Consider the following 18,675-nt stretch of genomic DNA (forward strand, 5'->3'; position numbering starts at 1 on the left):
GAGCACTCGAGTAACCTAGATTATCTTAAGAATGAAAATTTTCAATAATAATTTTCTTCACTTTTTTATTCAAAGATGCAATAGCATTATAACTAGTGTGTTCTAAAATAATAACCACCAAATCGTCTTTCTGATATTGCGTAAGCCCCGTTCTAAAACCATTCCATTTACCGTAATGATAGATAGTGTTTTGGTCTTTGGTATTAATCCTTAAACCGAAACCGTATGGAATTTCTTTTCCGTAGATCGTTTCTCCTTTAGAATACATAAGGCTCAAAGATTCTTTTGAAAGTAGTTTTCCGCTATTTAGTCCAAGTGTCCACTTCAACAAATCTTTACTTGAGGAATACACATTTTTATCACCAACAATAGCGTCATTAACTGTAGTATTAATTTTAAGATGTCTATAACCTCTTTGCAATCTATATCCATCCAAATGATTTTCTGCAGTGTTACCTTTTTCTGAACTCAATACAAAAGAATCTTTCATATCTAGTGGTTCAAAAATGTTCTTTTTCATAAAGGCACTAAAACTATTACCTGAAACTTTTTCAACTATAGATGCCAATACAAAATAACCCGTGTTTGAATAATCAAATCTCCGTCCTGGTTTAAAATAACGCTGTGCTTTACTCGATTCAAGCAATGCCATCATTTCACTATTCGTTGGTGCTTTTTCTTGTTTCCATTCGTGCTCTGCAACCCAAAAATATCTCGGTAACCCAGAAGTATGATTTAGCAGGTTTTTAATAGTTATATTTTCATAAGGGAAGTGCGGAAAATACTTATTTACAGTATCTGTAAGTTGAATTTGATTCCGCTCATACAATAACATAATAGCCGCTGCAGTGAATTGTTTACTTACTGAGGCCAATTGAAATACAGACGCTTCATTTAAGGGTTCTTTCTTTTTAAAATCTGCATAACCGATGTAATTGTCATATAGAATTTTCCCATGCTTTGCGACTAATAATGAACCATGAAAATCTTGCTTTTTATTAATACGCTGTAACAAGGAATCTAACTTCTGGCTCACTTTTTCTGTTTCCACTTGAGGATACTGCTCAATTAAAATAGGATTTCCCTCTTCAATATGAGTCGCTAATGTTACTACAGGCTCAATTGCTTCTTTCTTTGCAGATTCAGGCTTAGCACCCAACATAAAGCTGCTCAAAACAACTATTAGTGCTATCAATGTAACTGGAATATATTTTTTCAATGTGATTATGTTTACGGGTGCAAATTAACAATCACCTTAGATTTCAAAAAGGTTTAGTGCCTATAACGTAAATTTTAAGGTTTTATGATAGTGTTTTTTAAATTCCAACAAAATTTAACATTTAAATACAACCAAGTAAAAGAAAATTTCGAAAAATAATAGAGCTTAACCCCGTTGTATAAAACAATGAATGCTACTTTAAAATAGGAAGAAAAATGGCTATAAAACAAAAAAGCATCCCGATTTGGGAAGCTTTTCATCGACTAACTTATTCAGTTAGAGTAGTTTTATATGTAAACTACTAAAAACAACACAACGTCGTTAAAATTTCTCGAACTTTAGAAATTTTAGCGGTCTGGACGGGATTCGAACCCGCGACCTCCGCCGTGACAGGGCGGCATTCTAACCAGCTGAACTACCAGACCGTTGCTTAAAGCGAGTGCAAATATAAACGCGTTTTTTTTAATAGCAAAATGTTTTTACAAATTTATTATAAAAACTTTTTTCTACTGACTAAATACGTAGTAAGTACCTGCTCAAAACCTTCATTAATATCTACTGGAACATAGTCAATTTTATATTGCATACATTTCATTTTCAAGTTATTAAAATATTTTTCAACAATTTCCTTATACCCTTCCTTCACAGTATCAGCATATAAATTAATATGCTCACCGGTTTCTACATCAACAAATCTTTTTGGAGTATTGCTAAAATCGAAATCAAGCTCTCTTTTACCGTCAAACGTATGAAACAGTACTACTTCGTGCTTATTATACTTTAAATGACGCAACGCCTCGAATAAGCTCTCTTCTTCAATATCCGACTGAAACATGTCAGTAAATAGGAAAATTAAAGAGCGTCTATGAATTTTGTCTGCAATCTCATGCAATGCTGTAAATGTCTTTGTTTTGGTCTTTGCCTCTTGCTCAAGTAATAATTCGAGTTGATTCAATAACATTCGCCTATGGCGTTCACTCCCTTTAGCTGGAGCGTAATATTCATTTACATCAGAATAGACACTTAACCCATAAGCATCGCGTTGACGCTTTAGAATCTCTAATAAAGCCGCTGAAGCCACAACTGAAAACCCTATTTTATTCAACTGCTCTAAACCTGAATTTTTTAATTGAGGATAATGCATCGATGCTGAATTATCTATAATCAGCTGACATCTTAGATTCGTTTCTTCTTCGTACCTTTTTACAAATAGCTTATCAGTTTTTGCAAATAATTTCCAATCTATATGTTTCGTACTTTCTCCTTTATTGTACAAGCGATGTTCGGCAAACTCAACCGAAAACCCGTGAAATGGGCTTTTGTGTATACCAGTAATAAAACCTTCTACCACTTGATTAGCAAGCAATTCCAAGTTTTTTATTCCGGTTATGTTTTTTGCTTCATTAACTGACATCGACACAAGATATAATAAAAAAAGGTTTGTATCGGACTACGTCTGAAACAAACCTTTTTAAAATTTACTAGCTTTTTTTTATACTAAAGCTTCTAATTTTTCAGTGTATGTTGCTTTTGGTGCTACACCAACTTGCTTATCAACCACTTCACCACCTTTAAATATTAAGATAGTAGGTATATTTCTAACACCATATTTAGCGGCAAATTCTTGATTTGCATCAACATCAACTTTTACAACAACTGCTTTGCCTTCAAAATCGGCACTTAATTCTTCTACTGTTGGAGCTAACATTCTACAAGGGCCACACCATGCTGCCCAAAAATCTACTAAAACAGGTTTTTCTGATTTTAATACTACATCCAAAAAGGTAGCATCTGTAACTTCTATTGCCATATTATTTTTTTATAATTGTTATTATTTTTTACACTACAAAAATAGTAATTATTTTACCAAATAGAATAAACTATAATTGCTTTTGCTTATTTTAGTATCTAAAATAGCTATTTACTTACAAAATAAGTTAAAAAACGCCCTGAGCTACCGCTTTAATGTTATCTGATTTACCCATTGAGTAATAATGCAATACCGGTACACCAGCCTTTAACAACTCCTTAGACTGTTGAATACAATACGCTACACCAACCTGTCTTACCGCTTTATTATCTTTGCATTTCTCAACTTCTTTTATCAGTTCTTCTGGCAAATCAATTTTAAATACTTGCGGTAACAATTGTAAATGTCGTTTTACAGCAATCGGTTTAATTCCCGGAATTATAGGCACCATAATTCCTTCTTTTCTTGCAGCAGCAACAAACTCAAAATACTTTTTATTGTCAAAAAACATTTGGGTTACTACATAATCTGCACCCGCATCTACTTTTTGTTTTAACCTTTTTAAATCGGTTTGTAAAGATGGAGCCTCTAAATGCTTTTCAGGATACCCCGCTACACCAATACAGAAATCTGCTTTGTCATCTACATCAATTACATCATGTAAATATTTACCCGCATTTAAGTTTTGAATTTGACTTACCAATTCTGTTGCAAAAGTATGACCACCATTGGTCGACTTAAAATATTGCTCGTGTTTCATAGCATCTCCTCTAAGAGCCATTACGTTTTCAATACCCAAATAATGACAATCGACCAACAGATATTCCGTTTCTTCTTTAGTAAAACCTCCACATAAAACATGCGGAACCGTATCAACGTTATATTTGTGTTTTATAGCCGCACAAATACCAACGGTTCCCGGACGCATCCTAGTCGTTTTTCTATCTAACAGTCCACCTTTATCAATATAAATATATTCTTCCCTAGACGTTGTAACATCTATAAAGGGAGGTTTAAACTCCATCAAAGGATCTATATTATTATATAACTCTTGAATGTTTTTACCCTTTTGTGGTGGGATAATTTCAAAAGAAAATAATGTTTTCCCTTTTGCTTGTGCTATGTGTTCTGTTATTTTCATTTTTTTAGTAATTCATTTACGGCTTCAAAAGTGCCATCATATTCCCAATAAATCCATCGACCATCTATATAATCGGTTAATATATATTTTTCACTTACCGATTTAATTCTTGAAAGTGCAACCAATTTTCTTGAAAATCCTTCAACAGTAACCTGCTCAGTTACCTCTTTATTTTCTTTGTCGTAACCATGTACAACGATATGACTTCCTAAATTTAATTCAATAAATTTCATTGTATTTAATCTTCTGCCAAATTAGGATTCAACCATTTTCTAGCTTCATCAAGTGGTATATTTCTACGTTTTGCATAGCTCATCAATTGATCTTCTTTTATTTTTCCTAGACCAAAATACTTAGCATCTTCATTACCAAAATAATAACCAGATACACTTGAAGCTGGCCACATAGCAAGACTGTCTGTGAGTTGCATTCCAATATTTTCCTCAACATTTAAAAGCTCCCAAATGGTTCTTTTTTCAAGATGATCTGGGCAAGCAGGATAGCCTGGTGCCGGACGAATACCTTTGTAACTTTCTTTTATCATCTCTTCGTTAGATAAGTGTTCATTAGCATCATATCCCCAATAGTCAGTTCTAACTTTTTCGTGTATATATTCTGCAAAAGCTTCTGCTAGCCTATCCGCTAATGCCTTTACCATAATGGCATTATAATCATCTAAATTATCTTGAAACTCCTGAACAATCTCATCGGTTCCAAAACCTGTTGTAACGGCAAAACATCCCATATAATCTTGTTTACCACTCTCTTTGGGGGCTATAAAATCAGCTAACGCATAACTTGGAATCCCCTCACGTCTTTTAAGCTGTTGTCTTAACGTAATAAATGAATTTACAGCTTTTCCATTTTCGTCATAAATTTCAATATCATCGTCATTTATAGCACTTGCAGGAAACAAACCGAAAATAGCTTTGCCTTCTAAAAGTTTTTCATCAAAAATACGCTTTAATAAAACCTGTGCTTCTTCATAAATTACAGTGGCTTGTTCACCCACAACAGCATCAGTTAATATATCAGGAAATTTTCCATGGAGTTCCCAACTTCTAAAAAAGGGGCTCCAATCGATATAATCCTTTAAAAGACTTAAATCAAAATCTTCAATAATTGTAACCCCTAATTTTTTGGGCTTTGTAATCGCTGTATGCTTCCAATCTATCTTGTACTTTCTCGATCTTGCAACTTCTATAGTAGTGTATTCTTTAGCTTTCTTTCGATTTAAAAAATTCTCTCTAAATTTATCGTACTCTTCTCTAATTTGTTTTTTAAAGGCTTCATTATTCTTGTCTAACAGATTACCAACAACAGTTACTGCCCTTGACGCATCGTTAATATGCACTACTGTATTGTTGTACTTTGGCGAAATTTTGACTACAGTATGAGCCTTTGACGTTGTTGCCCCACCAATCAATAACGGAATGGTCATTCCGCTCTTTTCCATCTCTTCTGCCAAAAAGGTCATCTCGTCTAAGGATGGTGTAATTAGACCACTTAAACCGATGGCATCTACCTTATGTTTTATAGCTTCAGCAATAATTTTTTCTGGCGGTACCATCACACCTAAGTCAACAATATCATAATTGTTACACGCTAAAACAACAGCAACAATATTTTTACCAATATCATGTACATCGCCCTTTACAGTGGCCATTAAAATTTTCCCTATACCTTCTTTTGGAGCTTTAGGATCTTTTGCAGCTTCAATATATGGTTGTAAATAGGCTACTGCCTTTTTCATTACTCGTGCTGATTTTACCACTTGTGGTAAAAACATTTTTCCATTACCAAAAAGATCACCAACCACATTCATTCCGGTCATTAAATTAATTTCAATAACTTCTATCGGTCTTTCAGCAGTAAGTCTCGCTTCTTCTACATCTTCGATAATAAAGGCATCAATTCCTTTAACCAAGGCATGTGTAATTCTATCTTGCAACGGATCATTTCGCCATAGATTTTTCGTAACATCATCTACCTTATCTTTTCCAACTACGGTTTCTGCAAATTCTAATAATCGCTCTGTAGCATCGTCTCGTTTATCAAATAACACATCTTCAACACGCTCTAATAAATCTTTAGGAATATCATCATAAACCTCTAACATCGTTGGATTTACAATACCCATGGTCATTCCATGTTGAATAGCATGGTACAAAAAGGCAGCATTAATAGCTTCTCTTACAGGATTGTTTCCTCTAAACGAAAAAGAGACATTACTTACACCACCACTTACATTTGCATGCGGTAGGTTTTCACGAATCCATTTTGTTGCTTTAAAAAAATCAAGTGCATTTAGTCTGTGCTCTTCTAATCCAGTTGCTACTGGAAAAATATTTGGATCAAAAATAATATCTTGAGCTGGGAATCCAACTTTGTCAACCAAAACATCATAAGAACGTTTACAAATTTCAATTCTTCGTTCGTAAGTATCCGCTTGTCCATCTTCATCAAATGCCATTACTATTACGGCCGCACCATAACGTTTTACCAATTTTGCATGATAAATAAATTGTTCTTCACCCTCTTTTAAACTAATAGAATTTACAACTCCTTTACCTTGTACTACTTTTAGTCCGGCTTCTATAATGTTCCATTTTGAGCTATCAATCATTACGGGAACACGAGCAATATCTGGTTCTGAAGCAATAAGATGTAAAAATTTCACCATTGCCTGCTCACCATCTAACATGCCCTCATCCATATTAACATCGATAATTTGAGCACCACCTTCTACTTGATCTCTAGCAACACTTAAGGCTTCATCAAATTTTTCTTCTTTAATTAACCTCAAAAATTTACGAGAACCTGTAACATTGGTTCGTTCACCAACATTTACAAAGTTACTTTCTGGCGTAAGAATTAAGGGTTCTAAACCAGATAAGGTTAAATATTTATTTTCGTTTTTCATTTATTTATAATGTTCTACAATTGGAAAAGGCTCATAATAATGATGTAATAATGCTTTCCAATCTTGATACTCTGGTGATTTTCTAAAGCCAACTTCGTGATCTTCTATAGTATTCCAGTTTACTAATAATATATATTTATCTTCTTGCTCAATACATTTTTTAAGCTGATGAGAAACATATCCATTTTTAGATGCTATTATTTTTTGAGCTACGTTAAAACTAATCTCAAAATCTTTAGACCATCCTTTCTTAATATGTAAAATAGCCACTTCTAAAATCATAAGGTTTGTTCTAAAACGCTCCTAGGTTTATATTTCTTTGCAACCTCTGCAATGGCTTTAATATGCTCAGGGTTTGTACCACAGCACCCTCCAATAATATTTATCAAATTATCTTTTAGATAGCTTTCAATTAAGGCTTGCATTTCTTCAGGAGTTTCGTCATATTCACCGAAGGCATTAGGTAAACCTGCATTTGGGTGAGCAGAGGTAAGAAAAGATGTTGTTCTAGATAACCTTTGCATATAAGGTTTTAACTGATCTGCTCCTAAAGCACAATTAAATCCTACACTTAGGATTGGAATATGAGAAATTGAAATTAAAAAAGCTTCAACAGTTTGGCCTGACAGCGTTCTCCCTGAAGCATCCGTAATTGTTCCTGATACCATAATTGGAATGTCTATATTCTTCTCTTCTTTAACCTGTTCAATTGCAAATAAAGCCGCTTTAGCATTTAAGGTATCAAACACGGTTTCTACTAGCAACAAATCTACACCACCGTCAATTAAAGCCTCTACTTGTTGTTTATAAGCAATACGCAACTCATCAAAAGTTACTGCTCTAAAAGATGGGTCATTAACGTCTGGAGACATACTTGCCGTACGGTTTGTTGGCCCAATTGAACCTGCTACAAACCTAGGCTTATTTGGTTCTTTTTCTGTATATGCCTCAGCAACTTCTTTCGCCAATTTAGCAGATTCAAAATTCAGTTCATATACAATGTCTTGTAAATCATAATCCGCCATAGCGATTGTGGTTCCTGAAAATGTATTGGTCTCAATAATGTCTGCTCCAACATCAAAATACTTGGCATGAATATCTTTAATTGCCTGTGGCTGGGTAATTGACAACAAGTCATTGTTCCCTTTTAATGGTAAGTGAAAATCTTTAAAACGTTCTCCTCTAAAGTCTTCTTCTGAAAATTTATATTGCTGTAACATGGTACCCATGGCACCATCTAATACTAAAATTCTTTTTTCTAATTCTTGTCGAATATTTTTCATCTGCATATTTTTTATATCAGTTCATGATTTACCCTTCCTTTTTAGGATAATTAAAATATATGTGTTCGCAAGAATCGTGGAGTTTGAAAATCTCGTAGTTATCTAGCCTAAATTTATAGTTTTACACTAAAAACCCTAAAACAACTGTGGTTCTAGGAAGAGTAGAATGTAGCACCTTCTTTATTCTGAGAAATCAGAAAAAGGGTTGCTAAGGTTTCATAGGGTCTAATCCCTCCACCTTTCTTGATAACATATATTAAAGAACTAATACTTAGGCACAAAATAAAGCAATAAATAACTTAAAACCAATTTTATTCAAACAAATCTGAAGACAAATATCGGTCACCTATATCGCATATTATGGCAACGATCACCCCTTTTTCAATAGTCTCAGCAATTTTTAAGGCAGCACTAACTGAACCTCCGCTGCTCATACCTGCAAAGACACCTTCTTCTTTCGCCAATCTATTTGCTATAATTCTAGCCTCTTTTTCGCTTACCTCTACAATAGTATCTACTTTTGATCTGTTAAAGATTTTAGGTAAGTATTCTTCTGGCCATTTTCTGATACCAGGAATTTTTGCTCCATCTGCAGGCTGAGCACCTACTATTTCAATGTCTTTATTTTGTTCTTTTAAATAGGTAGAAACGCCCATAATAGTTCCCGTTGTACCCATCGCAGACACAAAATGTGTTATTTCTCCTTCTGTGTCTTTCCAAATTTCCGGACCCGTAGTTTTGTAGTGAGCTTTCCAATTATCGTCATTAGAAAACTGATTAAGCATAAAGTATCCTTTCTCTTTTTCTAGTTGAATGGCTAAATCGCGAGCCCCTTCAATGCCATTATCGGCAGGAGTTAAAATTAATTCTGCTCCGTATGCTCGCATCGTTTTGATTCGTTCTTCTGTAGAATTCTCGGGCATAACCAATATCATATTTAATCCCAAAAGCTTTGCAATAAAAGCTAAGGCAATCCCCGTATTTCCACTAGTAGCTTCAACCAATGTATCTCCTTTACTAATGTCACCACGTTTTAATGCTTCGTTAACCATGTTAAATGCCGCACGATCTTTAACACTACCTCCAGGGTTTTTCCCTTCTAATTTCAAGAAAAGACGTACCTTTTTATTTGAAGTAATATTTTTTGCTTCTATTAAGGGTGTATTACCAATAATATCAATTATAGTTTCACTTTGAATCATCGTCTCTCGTTCTTATTTTAAATTCTTTTTGATAGGTTAAGATTGAGTTTTCAGGAACTGATTCCGTAAGACAAACATTTGCACCTATGATACTGTTAGCTCCCACAACAACATCACCACCTAGAATAGTAGCATTGGCATAAATAATGACATTATCTTCAATAGTAGGATGTCTTTTCGTTCTCGCCAAACTCTTTTTTACTTGAATTCCACCCAGCGTAACACCTTGATATATTTTTACATTATTTTTTATAACTGATGATTCACCAATTACAATTCCAGTGGCGTGGTCTATAAAAAATGAATCACCAATAGTGGCACCAGGATGGATATCTACTCCCGTTAACCCATGCCCATATTCACTCATCATTCTTGGTAAAATGGGGACTTTTAATTTATAAAGTTCATGACTTAATCTATAAATGGCAGTAGCATGAAATCCTGGATAAGCCAAATACACCTCTTCTAAACTTTCTGCCGCAGGGTCATTTTCTTCTATAGTCTTGGCATCTAAGTTCAATTTGTATTGAATGGTTTCAAACTTCGATTGAAATTCTTCCCAAAGTTGCGGATTACCAATCACATTTAGTTTATCTGTAATTTTTAAAAACGTAATTTTTAAAAATTCATAATTTTCAGCCTTAAAAACGCTATCAAACAAACTATAAAAAAGTTTTTTGGTAAATACTTCTACAGTATCTTTTAGACAGATATTGTAATTTCTAAGTTGTGGCTTTTCCTGAGAATGTAATTGCATAAATTAAAAACAGATTAAAGTGTTTGACTATAAAATTATTTAACACAAAGGTATTAAGTTTAAGCATTTACAACACCACTTCAATTCAGATTTTATAAAAAATCTTAACTTAAGATTCTGGTGCCAATTCAATTTCTAAACCATGTAACTCTTTTGTTATTGGTATTTGGCATCCAAGTCTACTATTATCTTTTACATGAAACGCTTCAGATAGCATTGCTTCTTCTTCATCTTCCATATCAGATATACTATGATCAGATAAAATATAACATTGACATGATGCACACATAGCCATACCGCCACAAGTACCTTCTACAGGAAGTTCGTATGATTTACAAACTTCCATTATATTCATTGCCATATCAGTCGGTGCAAGTACCTCATGAATTACACCTTCTCTGTCTTTTATTTTTATATTTATGTCAACCATCTCTAAATTATCGATTTAACTACTACTTTTGGTGCCTCTTTACGACTACCATCAAAACCATCAATACCACTAACTGTAGTGTATTTCATAACATGTTTTTTACCAGGGTTAATAATTTTAAATGCTGATTGGCACATTAAAGTAGCCTCATGAAATCCACATAAAATTAACTTCAATTTACCTGGATAGGTATTTACGTCACCAATAGCAAAAACACCTGGAATATTCGTTTGATAGTCAAAAGTATCCACTTTTATTGCATTTTTTTCAATGTCTAATCCCCAATTACCAATTGGTCCTAATTTAGGTGACAATCCGAAAAGCGGAATAAAATGATCTGTTTCAATACGTTCTTCTTTGCCATCTTTAAGCACTGATACCGCTTCTACTTTATCTTCACCATGCAACTTGATTACTTCGGCTGGTGTTACTAAATTAATTTTTCCTAATATTTTTAATTTTTGAACTGTATCTACAGAATCTAATGCTCCTCTAAATTCATTTCTTCTATGGACTAAGGTAACTTCACTTGCTACATCTGCTAGAAAAATTGCCCAATCTAAGGCAGAATCTCCACCACCAGAAATTACTACTTTTTTATTTCTATACACCTCAGGATCTTTAATAAAATACTCAACCCCTTTATCTTCATAAAAAGTGATTTTTTCAATTAAAGGCTTACGTGGTTCAAAACTTCCTAATCCTCCAGCAATTGCTACGACTGGAGCTTGATGTTTTGTACCTCTATTTGTAGTAACAATAAACGTACCATCTTCTTGTTTGTCGATAGTTTCTGCACGTTCACCTAAAGTAAACCCTGGTTCAAATTGCTTACCTTGTTCAAGTAAGTTATCAGTCAACTTACCTGCTAACACCTCTGGAAAGCCTGGGATATCATAAATAGGTTTCTTAGGATAAATTTCTGAACATTGTCCACCTGGAATTGGCAAAGCATCAATTAAATGACATCTTAACTTTAACAATCCTGCTTCAAATACCGTAAACAATCCGGTTGGACCCGCCCCTATTATTAATATATCTGTTTTAATCATTTTTATTTTTTTGTTATTTCGAATTATAAAATAAATTTAATTCTTAATTAATAAGGTTTCTGTTAACTTATTTAAGGTAGTTACCTTTGATTGAAAATTTCCCTTTATGTTTTTTCTGAATGCATTTAAATTAGCAACCATTAAATTGATATCTTCTGGAATCACTTCTTCAAAAAATTGACGCAATCTGTTAGCAGTCGTTGGCGATTTTCCATTGGTTGAAATTGCAATTTTCACATTGCCCTTTGTTACAATTCCTCCAAGGTAAAAATCACATAAATCTGGTGTATCTGCAACATTAACCAATAGTTGCTTTTCCTTTGCATCCTTATAAATTTGAGCATTTACTTCCACGTTGTTTGTAGCCGCAATTACAATATGCTGTTTATGTAATATATTTTTGGTATAGGGTCTTTGCATGGCTAATATGTCATGTTTTTTTGCTAACGCTAATAACTCAGCAGAAAAATCTAAGGCTATTAATCCTACTTTGGCATTTGGACTCGATTTTAATAAAAAAGAAAGCTTTTCAAGTGCTAAATTTCCTCCTCCAATAATAATTACATTCAATTGGTTCACTTTTAAAAATATGGGATACAATTCATTTTTTTCTATCATCATAATGCCTGTTTTATTTGAATCTGGTGTTGAACTTTGTCTAAAATATTTCTCTGATCCACCACTTTACCTATAACAATAATAGCTGGCGAAGATAATTGTTTTTCTTTAACTATTTGACTAATGGTTTCTATGGTTCCGAATCCTGACTTTTCACTTTCAGTTGTACCATTCTGGATAATAGCTACTGGTATTTTTTGCTTATTCTCGGCAGAGAACAATGCTACTATTTCATCCAGTTTACCCATACCCATTAAAATAACAATGGTTGCAGAAGATTTTGCTGCCAACGCTACATCGGTAGATATTTGATGAGACTTTGTGGTACCTGTAATTACCCAAAAACTCTCAGACGCTCCTCTTTTCGTCAATGGAATACCTTGATAAGCAGGTACCGCCATTGCTGAAGATATTCCGGGTACAACGGCTGTTTCTAAACCAAATTGTTGTGCATATTCTATTTCTTCAGAACCTCTACCAAATATATAAGGATCGCCACCTTTTAATCTAACTACATGACCATCAGAATTCGCTCTACTCACAATAATCTCATTGATTTGCTCTTGCTGATAACGGTAACATCCTTTTCGTTTACCCACAAATATTTTTTCAACACCGGCAGATGCATATTCCAAAAGTGCTTCATTAATAAGTGCATCATACATAATAACATCAGCAGCTTGTATTGCCTTAATCGCTTTTAACGTGATTAGCTCTGGATCTCCAGGACCAGCACCTACTACAGTTAATTTTGGTGTTTTTAAACTCATTTATAATTTTTATACAGCTTTCGCTTCTAGTTGTTTTTGAGCTTCTCTATACGCTCTAACTTTATCCAAAAACTGATATGAATTTTCAATATATTTTGCAGCAAACTCTTCAGTTGGTGAAAATTTATTGATTTGATATATTAAATCAGAAAAAGAAGTTCCTAAAACTATTTTATCACTTTCAACAAAAAACTCATCAAACTGAGCAATTATACCAGCATGTGTATTTGTTTTTTTATTTTCAGCTAATAATAATGCTTTCGCAGAATTTACGAGTGAACTATAAGCATGATAAATAGCACTTGAATAAACTTTATCATTTAATGCTTCTTCTGCATTTTCAATTTTCTCTTCACTTTCTAAAAACAGGGTCGCAATTAAGTCTATAACCACACCTGCACATTCACCAATACCAATCTCTTTAAGGTACTTTTCTTCCTCTCCCCAATCAATAAAATCAGATTGAACTAAATTATCTACATCTTGTAAATCATTTAAGAAATCGTAAAAATACTTTTCACCTTTCTCTTTATAATAATCAACAAATTGTTTTCCGTTCGCATTTGCTTCGAAATCATTTAATATTCTTCGTAAAGCTTCTGGCCCTCTTTTACTTGGTACTTTAACTACTTTATCTGCAAAGGCTCCATTTCCGTTTCCTAAATTTCCTCCACCTAACAATACTTGTAATGCTGGAGCAATTAATTTGTCTGGAGTTCTTACGGTCATCCCTTGGAAACCAATATTCGCCATATTATGCTGACCACAAGCATTCATACATCCACTAATTTTGATGACTAAATCTTCATTTTTTAAATACTGTGGATATTCAGCCTTAAGCAAACGTTCTAACTCTACCGCTATACCTGTACTACTAGCAATACCCAAATTACAGGTATCTGTACCTGGACAAGCTGTAATATCTATGGCTTTATTATAACCCGCTTCAACAAATCCTAATTTCTCTAATTCTCGATAAAAAAATGGAACTAAATCTTCCTTAACAAAAGGAACAACTATATTTTGACGTAATGTTAAACGCACTTCACCAGCGGCATATGTATCAACCAAATCTGCCAATAATCGTGCTTTATCTGTGTAAAAATCACCTAATAATACTTTGATACCTATAGCTACATAACCTTCCTGCTTTTGAGGAATAAGGTTCGTAGATTTCCATAAATTGAATGCGTCTTGATCCTTAATTGTTACTTGAGGTGCTTCAATTGAAACTGGTTTTGAAGCCACATAACTATCAGCATCAATAGCAATACTTTTAAACTCAATTGCTAATTGCTCATGAGCAATTAGCTCTTTAAAAGCATCTAAACCGATATCTTTTAACAAGAACTTCATTCTCGCTTTGGCTCTACTTTTACGCTCACCGTAACGATCAAAAACCCTCAAAACACCTTCCATGATTGGAATAATTTTATCAGAAGCAACAAAATCATATAATACATCAGCATGACGAGGTTGAGAACCTAAACCTCCAGCTACAACAACTTTAAAACCACGAACACCATTTTCAATTTTAGCAATGTAACCTATATCATGAAGGTAAGATAACCCCGTATCTTCATCTGTAGATGAGAAAGACACTTTAAATTTACGTCCCATTTCTTGACAAATTGGGTTACGTAAAAAGAATTTATAAATAGCATCAGCATAAGGCGATACATCAAAAGGTTCGTTAACATCTATTCCAGCTGTTTCAGATGCAGTTACATTTCTAACAACATTACCACAAGCTTCTCGAACTGTAACTTCATCTTTTTCTAATTCAGCCCATAACTCTGGAGTTCTATCTAAATCAACATAATGAATTTGAATATCTTGACGCGTCGTAATATGTAAACGTCCACGAGAATACTCATCGGAAACGGCCGAAATTCTACGCAACTGATTACTCTTTAATTTGCCGAAAGGTATTTTAATACGAATCATTTGAACACCTGCTTGACGCTGACCGTAAACACCACGTGCTAAGCGAAGACTTCTAAATTTTTCTTCATCAATTTTACCATTGTGAAATAGCTCAATTTTATTCGCTAATTCTATAATATCTTTTTCTACAACTGGATTTTCTAATTCTGTTCTAAAACTTTGCATAATTGCTTACCTTACTTACCTTCCCGGAGGAAAAGAACTCTCGTATGGATTTCTGAGAGTATTTAATTTATAATTTCCTTTTCTTAATAACACCTATATCCTATAGGGTAAGTAGTTTATTAAACGTGTTTTTAATAAACTTATTTAACTACCTTAAAATTCAATTGAATTTGAATTAAATTACTATTACTTCAATTTAATTCTGACTGATGAATCCAGCTCCTACTGTATTATTGGTTTGCGTGTCTATTAATATAAATGAACCATTAGTTCTATGATCTTTAAAGGCATCATAAAAAATTGGTTTGTTTAATTTAAAAGAAACGGATGCTATATCATTTACACCTAAACCTGTAATATCGCTATTTATACCTGAATAATCTGGATTTATTTTATGATGTATAGTGTCAACTTTTGCCAATACTTTATTCACTCCATGCTGAACAATATACTTAGCACCTGCAGTCAACTCTTTCGTATCCATCCAACACACTTGAGCCGTAAATTGCTTATCAATCGTTGGTATTTCACCAGCTTTAACAATCATATCTCCTCTACTCACATTGATATCATCTTCTAATGTTATAGTAACTGAAGATCGTCTTGATGCCGTTTGATACTTTTTATCATAAAAATAAATATCTTTTATTTTTGATTTTGTTTGTGATGGTAATACGACAACATCATCACCTACACTTAACTCACCACCATATACTTTACCAGCATACCCTCTAAAATCATGAAATTCATCAGTCTTAGGACGAATTACTAATTGTACTGGAAACCTAGGTGTACCTACATTAAAAATGTCTTGTTTACCCAATGCTTCCAATCGATCTAAAATAGAAGGACCCGTATACCAAGGCATATTTTCTGACTTACTTACAACATTATCACCTTTAAGTGCACTAACAGGTACAAAAGTTATCTTTTGATTTTGATAATCTCTTTTACTCATTAAGGCTTCAAAATCTGCCTTTATCGCATTATATTTTTCTTCAGAATAATCAACGAGATCCATTTTATTAATAGCTACAACAACCTCTTTAATTCTTAAAAGGTTATTGATAAAAAAATGGCGATTGGTTTGCTCTATCACACCTTTTCTCGCATCAATTAAAATTATTGCCGCTTGTGATGTTGACGCACCAGTAACCATATTTCTAGTATACTCAACATGGCCAGGTGTATCTGCTATAATATAACTTTTAGTAGCCGTTGAAAAATAGATATGAGCCACATCAATGGTAATACCTTGCTCTCTTTCCGCAACTAAACCATCAGTGGCTAAAGAAAAATCAAGATAATCATATCCTTTTTGTTTACTTGTTTTTTCAATGGCTTCTAACTTATCATCTGTTAAAGATTTTGTATCATAAAGTATTCTTCCTATTAAGGTACTTTTACCATCATCTACACTACCTGCCGTTGCTATTTTTAAAACTTCCATAATCTAATTTGTATTCTGTTTTCAGTCTTATCTTTAATGAACTGATTACTATAACTGGCTTTTGCCTTACTTACTAAAAGTACCCTTGTTGTTTACGTTTTTCCATAGCTGCTTCGCTACGTTTATCATCTATTCTTGCTCCTCTTTCTGAAATTGTAGATGCTCTTATTTCTCTAACAACAGATGTAATATCTGCTGCATCAGATAGTACTGCTGCGGTACAACTCATATCACCAACTGTTCTAAAACGGACTACGCGATCAACAACCTCTTCATTATCATCTCTAAATACGACTTCATCATCTGCTGTCCAAATCATACCATCTCTTACAAAAGTCGCTCTTGTGTGAGCAAAATAAATTGACGGAATTTCAATATCTTCTTTTTCTATATAAGACCAAACATCTAATTCAGTCCAATTTGAAATTGGAAAAACTCTTACGTTTTGACCTAACTCAATTTCACCATTTAACATGTCAAATAATTCTGGTCTTTGTTTTTTTTCATCCCATTGTCCAAAATCATCTCGTACAGAAAATATTCTTTCTTTAGCTCTTGCTTTTTCCTCATCTCTTCTTGCTCCACCAATACATGCATCAAACTTAAATTCTTCAATAGCATCTAACAATGTTGTTGTTTGTAATTGATTTCTGCTTGAATATCTTCCAGATTCTTCTTTTACCTTACCTTGATCAATTGAGTCTTGTACATTTCTAATAATCAATTCTAGCCCTAGTTCTTTAACCAATCTATCTCTAAACTCAATCGTTTCTGGAAAGTTATGCCCTGTATCAATATGCATTAAAGGGAAAGGTATTTTAGCAGGATAAAAAGCCTTTTGAGCCAACCTTACTAAAGTAATTGAATCTTTACCTCCTGAAAATAATAACACAGGTTTTTCAAATTGTGCTGCTACTTCTCTAAAAATATAAATTGCTTCATTTTCTAAAGAATTTATTGATGCTGTATTATTAATCACCGCTGTACTTTTTATTTGTTCTAATTTTTCTATCGTCTCCATTTCTCTATAGTTTGTTGCCGTTTATTAAGAATGTAATCCACATTCTCTATTCTCTAGCACTTTTGTTGGATCAAAATATTTAAATTCATTGGGTAAACTATTGGCCTCTAAATAAGCATCCAATTCTTCATCACTATAATGATAAAATGGACTCACTTTCAATAAGTCATTTGCATCTTGCGATAAAATATCAATACTATCTCTAAAAGCAGTTTGCCCTTTTCTCAAGTTTGTAAACCACACATCAGGCGTATGTTCTGCCATCGCTCTTTTAAAAGGCTCTAATTTTACTTGTTCTGTAAAGATTTTATGCTTCGGATCATCTACATTCGGAATACCTAAAACAACATCTCTATGAGCTGAAGTTTGTTTAGGCACATACAACGCTATATTTAATTCCAATTTATCAATGAGCTCCTCTGCGTGTTTATAGGTATTTGGTGTATTGTAACCCGTATCACACCAAATGACTTTAATATCTTTTTTAACCTGAGATACTGCATGTAAAATTGCCACTTCATAAGGTCTAAAGTTTGTGGTAAGCACAGGTGCTTTTGCTATAGTTATTGCCCATTCAATAATTTGTACAGGTGTTTTCTCTCTTAGTTCTTTATTAAGTTCTTCTAAATTCAATTCCATTATTTCCCCCATTTTATGTTGTTCCATGCTCTTTCATGAAAAAAGTACAAGATCATTTTCGATACTAATTCGATACCTCCAATAGATAATGCCAAGGTCATAGTACCTGTGATAAACCATGAAATTAAAACCGTATCTAAAGTACCTATGATTCTCCAGCTTATTGTTTTCACTGCACTTCTGCGAATATTCTCACCTGATGAATCAGATACTTGTTTCTCTGTTTTTCGGTTAAAGACCTGTTCTAAAATCATTTGCTATCTTATTTCCTATAGATTTACTAGACTAAAGGGCAAATCTAAACTATT

The 18,675-nt window shown here is 33.4% G+C and carries 19 protein-coding genes, 1 tRNA gene and 1 riboswitch; all 20 genes read right to left on the reverse strand.

All coding sequences use genetic code 11. The features are described from left to right. Nucleotides 1-25: 25 nt before the first annotated feature. Nucleotides 26-1,219, reverse strand: a complete 1,194-nt coding sequence (locus tag D3P13_RS02215; RefSeq protein ID WP_232829113.1) for a serine hydrolase domain-containing protein — start codon at nt 1,217-1,219, stop codon at nt 26-28. A 351-nt stretch (nt 1,220-1,570) separates the two neighbouring features. Then, nucleotides 1,571-1,644: transfer RNA gene (locus D3P13_RS02220), tRNA-Asp, on the reverse strand. 65 nt (nt 1,645-1,709) lie between these two features. Then, nucleotides 1,710-2,633, reverse strand: a complete 924-nt coding sequence (locus tag D3P13_RS02225; protein ID WP_117879665.1) for a DUF58 domain-containing protein — start codon at nt 2,631-2,633, stop codon at nt 1,710-1,712. A gap of 78 nt (nt 2,634-2,711) precedes the next feature. Beyond that, nucleotides 2,712-3,029: a thioredoxin gene (gene trxA, locus D3P13_RS02230; RefSeq protein WP_117879666.1), complete on the reverse strand. Its 318-nt coding sequence runs from the start codon at nt 3,027-3,029 to the stop codon at nt 2,712-2,714. A gap of 127 nt (nt 3,030-3,156) precedes the next feature. After that, entirely contained in the window at nt 3,157-4,110 is a 954-nt protein-coding gene (gene metF / locus D3P13_RS02235; RefSeq protein ID WP_117879667.1) for a methylenetetrahydrofolate reductase [NAD(P)H], read from the reverse strand. Then, a complete protein-coding gene (locus D3P13_RS02240) occupies nt 4,107-4,343 on the reverse strand; it encodes a hypothetical protein (RefSeq protein ID WP_117879668.1) in 237 nt (78 codons plus the stop codon). Before D3P13_RS02240 ends, metF begins: the two co-directional genes overlap by 4 nt. A gap of 5 nt (nt 4,344-4,348) precedes the next feature. Beyond that, nucleotides 4,349-7,033, reverse strand: coding sequence for a methionine synthase (gene metH, locus D3P13_RS02245; protein ID WP_117879669.1), 2,685 nt, complete (start codon nt 7,031-7,033; stop codon nt 4,349-4,351). After that, complete coding sequence (locus D3P13_RS02250) at nt 7,034-7,315, reverse strand: antibiotic biosynthesis monooxygenase family protein (protein ID WP_117879670.1); 282 nt, start codon at nt 7,313-7,315, stop codon at nt 7,034-7,036. Beyond that, nucleotides 7,312-8,316 (reverse strand): homocysteine S-methyltransferase family protein, encoded by a 1,005-nt coding sequence (locus D3P13_RS02255; protein WP_117879671.1) that lies wholly within the window; start codon nt 8,314-8,316, stop codon nt 7,312-7,314. The genes D3P13_RS02250 and D3P13_RS02255 overlap by 4 nt, the downstream gene beginning before the upstream one ends. A gap of 137 nt (nt 8,317-8,453) precedes the next feature. Next, a riboswitch (SAM riboswitch) is annotated at nt 8,454-8,569 on the reverse strand. A gap of 58 nt (nt 8,570-8,627) precedes the next feature. Further along, nucleotides 8,628-9,518 (reverse strand): cysteine synthase CysM, encoded by an 891-nt coding sequence (cysM, locus tag D3P13_RS02260; protein ID WP_117879672.1) that lies wholly within the window; start codon nt 9,516-9,518, stop codon nt 8,628-8,630. Continuing rightward, nucleotides 9,505-10,275, reverse strand: a complete 771-nt coding sequence (epsC, locus tag D3P13_RS02265) for a serine O-acetyltransferase EpsC (protein ID WP_117879673.1) — start codon at nt 10,273-10,275, stop codon at nt 9,505-9,507. Before epsC ends, cysM begins: the two co-directional genes overlap by 14 nt. Nucleotides 10,276-10,384: 109 nt before the next feature. After that, a complete protein-coding gene (locus D3P13_RS02270; protein ID WP_117879674.1) occupies nt 10,385-10,705 on the reverse strand; it encodes a 2Fe-2S iron-sulfur cluster-binding protein in 321 nt (106 codons plus the stop codon). 2 nt (nt 10,706-10,707) lie between these two features. After that, nucleotides 10,708-11,757 (reverse strand): NAD(P)/FAD-dependent oxidoreductase, encoded by a 1,050-nt coding sequence (locus D3P13_RS02275; RefSeq protein WP_117879675.1) that lies wholly within the window; start codon nt 11,755-11,757, stop codon nt 10,708-10,710. Nucleotides 11,758-11,793: 36 nt separating this feature from the next. Continuing rightward, the gene (locus D3P13_RS02280; protein WP_394336452.1) at nt 11,794-12,375 is read right to left on the reverse strand and encodes a precorrin-2 dehydrogenase/sirohydrochlorin ferrochelatase family protein; all 582 of its coding nucleotides are present in this window, start codon (nt 12,373-12,375) and stop codon (nt 11,794-11,796) included. Continuing rightward, nucleotides 12,375-13,145, reverse strand: a complete 771-nt coding sequence (gene cobA / locus D3P13_RS02285) for a uroporphyrinogen-III C-methyltransferase (RefSeq protein ID WP_117879676.1) — start codon at nt 13,143-13,145, stop codon at nt 12,375-12,377. The genes D3P13_RS02280 and cobA overlap by 1 nt, the downstream gene beginning before the upstream one ends. A 9-nt stretch (nt 13,146-13,154) precedes the next feature. Then, on the reverse strand, nt 13,155-15,257 hold the full coding sequence (locus tag D3P13_RS02290; RefSeq protein ID WP_117879677.1) for a HEPN domain-containing protein: 2,103 nt from the start codon (nt 15,255-15,257) through the stop codon (nt 13,155-13,157). Between the two features lie 196 nt (nt 15,258-15,453). Next, on the reverse strand, nt 15,454-16,707 hold the full coding sequence (locus D3P13_RS02295; protein ID WP_117879678.1) for a sulfate adenylyltransferase subunit 1: 1,254 nt from the start codon (nt 16,705-16,707) through the stop codon (nt 15,454-15,456). Nucleotides 16,708-16,780: 73 nt separating this feature from the next. Further along, nucleotides 16,781-17,728: a sulfate adenylyltransferase subunit CysD gene (gene cysD / locus D3P13_RS02300; RefSeq protein WP_117879679.1), complete on the reverse strand. Its 948-nt coding sequence runs from the start codon at nt 17,726-17,728 to the stop codon at nt 16,781-16,783. 24 nt (nt 17,729-17,752) lie between these two features. Then, a complete protein-coding gene (locus D3P13_RS02305; protein ID WP_198679940.1) occupies nt 17,753-18,367 on the reverse strand; it encodes a phosphoadenosine phosphosulfate reductase domain-containing protein in 615 nt (204 codons plus the stop codon). After that, nucleotides 18,367-18,621 (reverse strand): DUF2061 domain-containing protein, encoded by a 255-nt coding sequence (locus D3P13_RS02310; RefSeq protein ID WP_117879680.1) that lies wholly within the window; start codon nt 18,619-18,621, stop codon nt 18,367-18,369. Before D3P13_RS02310 ends, D3P13_RS02305 begins: the two co-directional genes overlap by 1 nt. Nucleotides 18,622-18,675: the final 54 nt, after the last annotated feature.

Source organism: Aureibaculum luteum, assembly GCF_003449015.1.
Classification (GTDB): Bacteria; Bacteroidota; Bacteroidia; order Flavobacteriales; family Flavobacteriaceae; genus Aureibaculum; species Aureibaculum luteum.